Source organism: Actinoplanes sp. NPDC051633 (assembly GCF_040681735.1).
Classification (GTDB): Bacteria; Actinomycetota; Actinomycetes; order Mycobacteriales; family Micromonosporaceae; genus Actinoplanes.
The window spans coordinates 1-2,283 of record NZ_JBFAZH010001211.1; the positions used below are offsets into that span (position 1 = coordinate 1).

Annotated in this window: 3 protein-coding genes; all 3 read left to right on the top strand. The window is 71.7% G+C overall.

The annotated features are described in order from the left end of the window. Positions 1–41 precede the first annotated feature (41 nt). Positions 42–443: a pilin gene (locus AB0M20_RS39115; RefSeq protein WP_364306070.1), complete on the top strand. Its 402-nt coding sequence runs from the start codon at positions 42–44 to the stop codon at positions 441–443. 7 nt (positions 444–450) lie between these two features. After that, positions 451–1,350, top strand: coding sequence for a hypothetical protein (locus AB0M20_RS39120; RefSeq protein ID WP_364306072.1), 900 nt, complete (start codon positions 451–453; stop codon positions 1,348–1,350). Positions 1,351–1,403: 53 nt separating this feature from the next. Then, positions 1,404–2,283: PrgI family protein (locus AB0M20_RS39125; protein ID WP_364306074.1), on the top strand; the 880-nt coding region annotated here is incomplete at its 3' end.

Genomic DNA, 2,283 nt, shown 5'->3' on the forward strand with positions numbered 1-2,283 from the left:
GTCCGCACCGTGCGCGGCCCGGCCGGGGCGGGAGGTGACCCATGTTCCGCATCGTGCCGGCACGCTTGCGTGCCCTGACCCATTCTCTGTTCACTGCGCCGGCTGTCCGCCGGGCCGTTCGGATCGCCGCGCATACCGTCACGGTCCTGTTGGTGCTGTCCGTGCCGGTCGCCGCCTCTGCGGACACCGGCGGCACCGCGACCCTCGCGGTGAACTCGCTGCCGCAGGTCATCGCGAACCTGCGGACCTGGCTGATCGGGATCCTGGCCGCGGTCGCCACCCTGTTCCTCGTTCTGGCCGGGGTGTATTGGGCCACTGCCGGCGGTGACCCGGCGCAGGTCGAGAAGGCCAAGGGTGCGCTGAAGAACGCGCTGGTCGGTTACGGCCTGGCCGTGCTCGCCCCGATCCTGCTGCAGGTTGTCCGCGGGATCGTCGGGGGCTGATCCGGTCATGGGTTTCATGCTGGATCAAATCCTTCACTGGTTCTCCGGGCTGCTCCTCGACTGCCTGGACACGCTGATCGGCGCGATCACCGGTGCGCTGCTGTACACCCCGGACGTCACGACGTTGCCGCAGGTGCAGGCGCTGACCGGCCGGGCGGTGTGGGTCGTCGACACCGCGTTCGTGCTGGTATTCGTCGCTGCCGGGGTCCTGTCGATGGTCGCCGGCGGCAGCGAACGCTCCCGCTACGAGATCAAAGACTTGCTGCCGCGGTGCGTGGTCGGGTTCGTCACCGCCCACTTCTCCCAGCTGATCGCCGGGACGATGATCCGGTTAGCGAACGCGGTCACCGCCGCGGTGATCGACAAGGACGCCGACGCCGGCGTGCTGCGAGCCATCCGGGACGACATGACGGCAGCGGAGGACGCCACCGGCGGGCTGCTGTTTCTGGTCTGCCTGGCGATGGTGCTGTTCCTGCTCGCCGCCACTGCCTGCTCGGTGATCGTGAGGTTCGCGATCGCGCTGGTGCTGACCGCCGGGGCCCCGCTGGCGCTGATGTTGCACGCGTTGCCGCAGACCGACCCGATCGCCCGCCTGTGGTGGCGCTCCTTTGCAGGCATGCTCGCCGTGCCGGTCTGCCAGGGGTTCGTGCTGTTCGCCGCGCAGTGGATGCTGCTCGACTCGGCGACCATGTTGCCGTCGCTCGGCCTGCCCGCCGCCGACCCGGGCGGGGTGCTGAACATCTTCGTCGTGATGGTGCTGCTGTGGACCACCGTCAAGGTTCCGTCACTGATGCGCCGATACGCCACCTCCGGCGCCCGCACCAGCAACGCCCTCGGCGCGGTCGTCCGCGTGGTCGTGGTGCAGCAGCTCACCCGCGGCCTGCGGCTGATGCGGGCGGTGCCCTGATGGGCCGCCGCAGCCACGCCGGAGAGCAAGTGGGTGAGCAGGTCAGAGCACGGATGCCGGCCGACGTCGACGCCCCGGACAAGGTTCTCTACGGGCTGACCTTCCGGCAACTGGCCATCCTGGCCGTCGCCGCCCTGGTCTTCTACGGCGGCTGGCAGACCTTGCATGACCTGCTGCCGATGCCGGTGCTGGCCGGCGCCGCCGTCGTGGGCGGCGGTCTGGTGTTCGGCCTCGCGGTCGGCCGCCGCGACGGCCTGCCCATGGACGTGTGGCTGCTCGCGGCGGTGCGGCACTCCCGCAGCCCGCACGCTTTGGCGGCCGCCGACACCACCGCTACCACACCCGACTGGGTTGACGCCCCGACCGGGACGGTCACGTTGCCGGCGCCGCTGAAGCTGCCGGCCGACGCCATCCGCGGTGACGGCGAGATCAGCCTGTCAGGTGCTCGCGCGGCGATGGTCGCCGCGACCAGCGTCAACCTCGCGCTGCGCACCGCTGACGAGCAGGCCGCGCTGATCGACACCTTCGGCCGCTGGCTCAATTCTCTGTCGACGCCGACCCAGATCGTCGTCTCCGCCCAGCCGGTCGACCTGCACTCCGCCGCTGACACCCTCGCTGCCTCGACCGGCCGGCTGCCGCACCCTGCACTCGCCGACGCCGCCGCCGACCATGCCGCGTTCCTGGCCGATCTCGCCGACCGCCGCGATCCGCTGCGCCGGCAGGTCCTGATCGTCACCCGCACCAACTCCGGCGAGCAGGGTGAGCATGCTGCCCGGCGCCGCGCCGACGACACCGCCCGGACGCTGTCCGGGCTCGGGGTCACCACCCGCGCCCTGGACGGGCACGCCGCCACCGCCGCACTCGCCGCCGCAGCCGACCCGTACCGGCCGCCGCGCCCCGGTGGCCTGGCGGCCCCCGACACCGTCATCACCG

Coding starts and splice junctions, on each gene's coding strand:
- AB0M20_RS39115 (WP_364306070.1), top strand. CDS start 42: ATGTTCCGCATCGTGCCGGCACGCTTGCGTGCCCTGACCCATTCTCTG.
- AB0M20_RS39120 (WP_364306072.1), top strand. CDS start 451: ATGGGTTTCATGCTGGATCAAATCCTTCACTGGTTCTCCGGGCTGCTC.